Genomic DNA, 2,703 nt, shown 5'->3' with positions numbered 1-2,703 from the left:
GGTGATCGGCTTCGGCCATCCTGTCTACACGATCTCCGACCCGCGCAACAAGGTCATCAAGGAAGTCGCGAAGAAGCTCTCGAAGGAAGCCGGCAGCACCAAGCTGTTCGACATCGCCGAGCGCCTCGAAACAGTGATGTGGGACGCCAAGAAGATGTTCCCGAACCTGGACTGGTTCAGCGCGGTGTCGTACCACATGATGGGCGTGCCGACGGCGATGTTCACGCCGGTGTTCGTGATCGCCCGCACGGCGGGATGGAGCGCGCACATCATCGAGCAACGCATCGACAACAAGATCATTCGGCCGAGTGCGAATTACACCGGTCCGGACAACCTGAAGTTCGTGCCGCTCGCGAAACGCTGATCACAAGCGTTGAACGGGAAAGGGGGATAATTGTCGGTGACATCCGGCGCTTATCCCCCCGAGCACTACAATCTTATTCCCCCACGGTATGAACACTGCAAACCGCAAGCCCCTGCCTGGCACCAAGCTGGACTTCTTCGACACGCGAGCTGCAGTCGAGGCGATCCAGCCGGGTGCCTACGACACACTGCCGTACACCTCGCGCGTGCTGGCCGAAAACCTCGTGCGCCGATGCGATCCGGTCTCCCTCAATGCCTCGCTCAAGCAGATCATCGAACGCAAGCGCGACCTCGATTTCCCGTGGTTCCCGGCGCGTGTGGTCTGCCACGACATCCTCGGTCAAACCGCGCTGGTCGACCTCGCCGGCCTGCGCGACGCGATTGCCGCCCAGGGCGGCGACCCGGCGCTGGTCAACCCGGTCGTGCCGACACAACTGGTGGTGGATCACTCGCTCGCCGTCGAATGCGGTGGCTTCGATCCGGATGCGTTCGACAAGAACCGCGCCATTGAAGACCGGCGCAACGAGGACCGCTTCGATTTCATCAACTGGACCAAGAAGGCATTCAAGAACGTCGATGTGATTCCGCCGGGCAACGGCATCCTGCACCAGATCAATCTGGAGCGGATGAGCCCGGTGGTCCAGGTGAAAGACGGTGTGGCGTTTCCCGACACGCTGGTGGGCACCGATTCGCATACGCCGATGGTCGATGCGCTCGGCGTGATCGCCATCGGCGTAGGTGGCCTCGAAGCGGAAAGCGTGATGCTGGGGCGCGCTTCGTATATGCGCCTGCCGGATATCGTCGGCGTCGAGCTGACCGGCAAGCCTGGCGAAGGCATCACGGCAACGGACGTGGTGTTGTCGCTGACCGAATTCCTGCGCAAGGAAAAAGTCGTGGGTGCGTATCTGGAGTTCTACGGCGAAGGCACGGCCAAACTCACCTTGGGCGACCGCGCCACCATCGCCAACATGGCGCCTGAGTTCGGCGCGACGGCTGCGATGTTCTATATCGACGAACAGACCATCAAGTACCTGAAGCTCACCGGCCGCGACGACGAACTCGTCAAGCTGGTGGAAACCTACGCGAAGGAAACCGGCCTGTGGGCCGACAGCCTGAAGAACGCGCAATACGAGCGAGCACTGACGTTTGACCTTTCGACCGTGGTGCGCACGCTCGCCGGTCCGTCGAACCCGCACCGCCGCTTGCCCGTGTCGGAACTGGCCGCGCGGGGCATCAGCGGCAAGGTCGAAAACGAGCCCGGGTTGATGCCCGACGGCGCCGTGATCATCGCGGCCATCACGAGCTGCACCAACACCAATAACCCGCGCAACATGATCGCCGCGGCGTTGCTGGCGCGCAATGCGAACCAGCGCGGCCTGACCCGCAAACCGTGGGTGAAAAGCTCGCTCGCGCCGGGATCGAAAGCCGTCACCTTGTATCTGGAAGAAGCAAAGCTGCTGCGGGAGCTGGAACAGCTTGGGTTTGGCGTCGTCGCCTATGCCTGCACGTCGTGCAACGGCATGTCCGGTGCGCTGGATCCGGTGATCCAGAAGGAAGTCGTCGAGCGCGATCTGTACGCCACCGCCGTGCTGTCCGGCAACCGCAATTTCGACGGCCGGATTCACCCTTATGCCAAGCAGGCGTTCCTCGCCTCGCCGCCGCTGGTGGTGGCCTATGCGATTGCCGGCACGATCCGTTTCGACATCGAGAAAGATGTGCTGGGTACCGACGCCGCCGGCAATCCAGTGATGCTCAAGGACATCTGGCCGTCCGACGCAGAGATCGACGCGATCGTTGCGTCTAGCGTGAGGCCGGAGCAATTCCGCAAGGTGTACGAACCGATGTTCGCAGTCACGCTCGACACCGGTGAACGCGCCAACCCGCTGTACGACTGGCGCCCGACGAGCACGTATATCCGCCGCCCGCCCTATTGGGAAGGCGCGCTGGCCGGCAAGCGCACGCTCAAGGCTATGCGACCCCTCGCGGTGCTCGGTGACAACATCACCACCGACCACCTGTCGCCGTCTAACGCCATCTTGCTGGATAGCGCCTCGGGCGAGTATCTGGCGAAGATGGGCTTGCCGGAAGAGGATTTCAACTCGTACGCGACACACCGCGGCGATCACCTGACCGCGCAGCGCGCCACGTTCGCCAACCCCACGTTGAAGAACGAGATGGTGCTCGAAGACGGCAAGGTCAAGGCCGGTTCTTTGGCTCGCATCGAGCCTGAAGGCAAGGTCACGCGCATGTGGGAAGCCATCGAAACCTACATGGAGCGCAAGCAACCGTTGATCGTGATTGCCGGCGCCGACTACGGTCAGGGTTCGTCACGCGACTGGG

At 62.5% G+C, this 2,703-nt stretch carries 2 protein-coding genes; both read left to right on the top strand.

The genetic code is table 11. The annotated features are described in order from the left end of the window. A partial coding sequence (locus M0954_RS24715; RefSeq protein ID WP_297356040.1) for a citrate/2-methylcitrate synthase occupies positions 1-364 on the top strand: 364 nt, incomplete at its 5' end. Positions 365-452: 88 nt separating this feature from the next. After that, on the top strand, positions 453-2,703 hold a 2,251-nt coding region (gene acnD, locus M0954_RS24710), incomplete at its 3' end, for a Fe/S-dependent 2-methylisocitrate dehydratase AcnD (RefSeq protein WP_297356039.1).

Source organism: Paraburkholderia sp. (genome assembly GCF_026225065.1).
Lineage (GTDB): Bacteria > Pseudomonadota > Gammaproteobacteria > Burkholderiales > Burkholderiaceae > Paraburkholderia.
Note: the sequence above shows the minus strand (reverse complement) of the source record. Positions and strands in the feature narration are given on the sequence as shown.